Origin of the sequence: Pseudomonas sp. TJI-51, assembly GCF_000190455.2 — a bacterium.
In the GTDB taxonomy this organism is placed as follows: Bacteria; Pseudomonadota; Gammaproteobacteria; order Pseudomonadales; family Pseudomonadaceae; genus Aquipseudomonas; species Aquipseudomonas juntendi.
This window is the reverse complement of sequence record NZ_AEWE02000012.1, coordinates 31,967-35,115: the sequence shown is the minus strand read 5'-3', so window position 1 is coordinate 35,115 and position 3,149 is coordinate 31,967. Positions and strand designations below refer to the sequence as shown.

4 protein-coding genes and 2 pseudogenes are annotated in these 3,149 nt (G+C 61.0%); 4 read left to right on the top strand and 2 right to left on the bottom strand.

The window, feature by feature from the left end; genetic code table 11:
* Nucleotides 1-698 (bottom strand): annotated as a pseudogene (locus tag G1E_RS29120) (MFS transporter); the annotation flags it as partial.
* Between the two features lie 107 nt (nucleotides 699-805).
* Here G1E_RS29120 and G1E_RS02780 point away from each other — a divergent pair.
* The 4 genes and pseudogenes from G1E_RS02780 (at nucleotide 806) to G1E_RS02770 (ending at nucleotide 3,016) form a co-directional block, all read left to right on the top strand.
* Nucleotides 806-1,735 carry a LysR family transcriptional regulator gene (locus G1E_RS02780; RefSeq protein ID WP_047149597.1) on the top strand — a complete coding sequence of 310 codons (930 nt, stop codon included), beginning with the start codon at nucleotides 806-808 and terminating at the stop codon, nucleotides 1,733-1,735.
* Nucleotides 1,736-1,751: 16 nt separating this feature from the next.
* Nucleotides 1,752-2,525, top strand: coding sequence for a ParA family protein (locus G1E_RS02775; RefSeq protein WP_009684980.1), 774 nt, complete (start codon nucleotides 1,752-1,754; stop codon nucleotides 2,523-2,525).
* A gap of 13 nt (nucleotides 2,526-2,538) precedes the next feature.
* A pseudogene (locus G1E_RS27210) lies at nucleotides 2,539-2,670 on the top strand (type II toxin-antitoxin system HigB family toxin); the annotation flags it as partial.
* A complete protein-coding gene (locus G1E_RS02770; RefSeq protein WP_009684982.1) occupies nucleotides 2,660-3,016 on the top strand; it encodes a type II toxin-antitoxin system HigA family antitoxin in 357 nt (118 codons plus the stop codon). The pseudogene G1E_RS27210 and the gene G1E_RS02770, both read left to right, overlap by 11 nt.
* A 3-nt stretch (nucleotides 3,017-3,019) precedes the next feature.
* On the opposite strand, the gene G1E_RS29115 is transcribed toward G1E_RS02770, so the two are convergent.
* A partial coding sequence (locus G1E_RS29115) for a co-chaperone YbbN (RefSeq protein ID WP_256220428.1) occupies nucleotides 3,020-3,149 on the bottom strand: 130 nt, incomplete at its 5' end.

The following is a 3,149-nucleotide window of genomic DNA, read 5'->3' as shown; positions in this document are numbered from 1 at the left end:
GGCAGGCCGGCATCCTTGAAATGCATGACGAACCCGTCCAGCAGGCTGCGCGGGCTCATCGTCTGCGGGCGGAAATTGCGTGACTCCGGCAGCACCTTCCAGAACACCAGGGCGGCGCCCAGGGCCAGGCCGCCGATGGTCAGCATGGCTGTGTGCCAGCTGACGAAGTCGATCAACACGCCAGTGATCAGCCGCCCGCTCATGCCGCCAATGGCGTTGCCGCCGATGTACAAACCCATGGCCAGGCCAATGTGCTGGGGGTGGATCTCTTCGCTCAGGTAGGTCATGGCCACTGCTGCCAGGCCGCTCAGCGACAGGCCGACCAGTGCGCGGGTGGCCAGCACCAGTTCCCAGCTCGGCATCACCGCGCTGGCCAGGGTGGAGAGCGCGGCGCACACCAGGGCGAACACCATCACCGGCTTACGGCCGATGCGGTCCGAGATCGGACCGGTGACAAGCAGGCCGAACGCCAGCATCGCGGTCGACACCGACAGCACCAGGCTGCTCTGTGCGGCGTTGATGGCGAATTCTTTAGACAGCAACGGCATCATCGGCTGTACGCAATACAGCAGGGCGAAGCCGCCGCTGAACAGGGCCAGCACGGTCTTCATGAAGGCGGGGGTGCCTTTTTCGATCCACATGTCGGTCAAGGTGGCAGGTTCGAGTTGGATGGGCTGCGCGGCTACAGCAGTTTTCACGGCGGGTACCTCTGGTGCAATGAAAAAAGCATATAGCTGGCTAATGATTAGATCCAATATATTGTTCGACCTATTTAAGACGTTGTGCGACTTGTTTGGAGCGAACCATGGAACTGCGCCATCTGCGTTATTTCATTGCCGTGGCAGAAGAGCTGCACTTCGGCCGCGCCGCCCAGCAACTGGGCATTTCGCAACCGCCGCTGAGCCAGCAGATCCAGGCGCTGGAACAGGAGCTGGGGGCGCGCTTGTTCGAGCGCACCAACCGCCGGGTCGAGCTGAGCGAGGCAGGCCGGCTGTTCCTGGGCGAGGCGCGTCAGGTGCTGGCGCAGGTGGAGAAGGCGGCGGATGTGGCGCGGCGTGCACAACTGGGTGAATTGGGCGAGATGAAGATCGGCTTTACCTCCTCGGCCCCGTTCACATCGAAGATCCCCAAGGCCATTCATGCCTTTCGCCAGCGCTTCCCCGCAGTGCACCTGAACCTCAAGGAAATGAGCAGCCGCGATGTTGCCGAAGGGGTGTTCGATGAGTCCATCGAAATCGGCCTGATGCGGCCAATGCCGCTGCCGGAAGGGTTGCTGGCCACCGAGCTGTTCCGCGAGCCACTGGTGGCGGTGATCAATGCCTCACACCCGCTGGCCGAAGCCAGCGGGCAAGGCGTGCACATGGCGGCGCTGGCCCATGAGCCGTTCGTGTTCTTCCCGCGCAGCTATGGCAGCGGCTTGCATGCGCAGTTGCTGAGCCTGGCGCGGCAGGCCGGGTTCAGCCCGCATTTTGCCCAGGAGGCAGGGGAGGCGATGACCATCATCGGCCTGGTGTCGGCGGGGTTGGGGGTGTCGGTGCTGCCGGCCTCGTTCCAGCGCATGCGTATCGAAGGGGTGGTGTACCGCACCTTGCTCGACGAGGGGGCGATGACCGCGGTGTGGCTGGTGCAGCGCGAAGGCGGCGGGTCGGCCATGGCCAAGGCGTTTGCGCAGCTGCTTCAGGCGAATAGCACTGGCCATGGCGGCGACACCGCCACATACTCGGGCATTCGTTGAAACACGGAGGTCAACCATGCGGCGCGTGGTGTTCAATCAGAAAGGTGGCGTGGGCAAGTCGAGCATCGCCTGCAACCTGGCGGCGGTCAGTGCCAATGAAGGCTACCGGACCCTGCTGGTCGACCTGGATGCCCAGGCCAACTCGACACAGTACCTCACCGGGCTGACGGGTGAGGATATCCCCATGGGTATCGCCGATTTCTTCAAGCAGAGCCTGTCCAGCGGGCCATTCAGCAAGAAGAACAAGGTGGATATCTATGAAACCCCGTTCGACAACCTGCATGTGGTGACTGCAACGCCTGAACTGGCCGACCTGCAGCCCAAGCTCGAGGCCAAGCACAAGATCAACAAGCTGCGTAAGCTGCTCGATGAGCTAGACGAGGATTACGAGCGGATCTATATCGACACCCCGCCGGCGCTTAATTTTTATGCAGTTTCGGCGCTGATCGCGGCTGACCGTGTGCTGATTCCCTTCGACTGCGACAGCTTTTCGCGCCAGGCCCTGTATGGCCTGCTGGCCGAAATTGAAGACCTCAAGGAAGACCATAACGAAGACCTCGTAGTCGAAGGCATCGTGGTCAACCAGTTCCAGTCGCGTGCCAGCCTGCCGCAGCAGATGCTCGACGAACTGCTGGCCGAAGGGCTGCCAGTGCTGCCGGTGTACCTTGGCAGCTCGGTGAAGATGCGTGAATCGCACCACGCCAGCCTGCCGCTGATTCACCTGGAGCCCAGGCACAAGCTGACACAGCAGTTTGTCGAGTTGCATGATTTGCTGGAGCGCAGCGAGTAGGTATCTAGCCCGCTTCCTTATTGGGGGTAACAAGTACCGGCTTGTGGTTGAGATGCAGTACCGCGCCGGTATCGCCTGGGTGAAGTTCGTCGGTACGCACAAGCGCTATGACGAGATTGACGTGGAGACAATCTGTGAATATTAAGCCGATTCGTAACGAGGACGATCTTCGAGCAGCATTCCAGCGCCTTGAAGCCATTTTTCAGTCTGAAGCGGGCACGCCTGAGGCTGATGAAATGGAAGTGCTTGTGACACTGATCGAAGTGTACGAGAACAGGCACTATCCCATTCACCCCGCCAATCCCATCGAAGCTATCAAGTTTTGTATGGATCAGCAGGGGCTCACGCCAAGAGATCTTGAACCGTACATCGGTCCAAGCGGGCGAGTTTCGGAAGTACTGAGCGGGAAGCGCGGGCTGAGCCTTTCCATGATCAAGCGCCTGCATGATGGCCTTCGCATTCCCTATGAGTCGCTGCTGGCAAGCGCTTGAAAACTAAACCCCCTGGCTGCGCACCCACTCCAACAACGCCTGGAGTGGAAACGCCCCGGCCTGACGGCTGACTTCGCGGCCGTTCTTGAACAGCAGCAGGCTGGGGATCGAGCGGATGCCCAGTTGCCCGGCC

What these genes read in the sequence shown, in the direction of transcription:
- G1E_RS02775 (WP_009684980.1), top strand. Translation starts at nt 1,752, where the DNA reads ATGCGGCGCGTGGTGTTCAATCAGAAAGGTGGCGTGGGCAAGTCGAGC.
- G1E_RS02780 (WP_047149597.1), top strand. Translation starts at nt 806, where the DNA reads ATGGAACTGCGCCATCTGCGTTATTTCATTGCCGTGGCAGAAGAGCTG.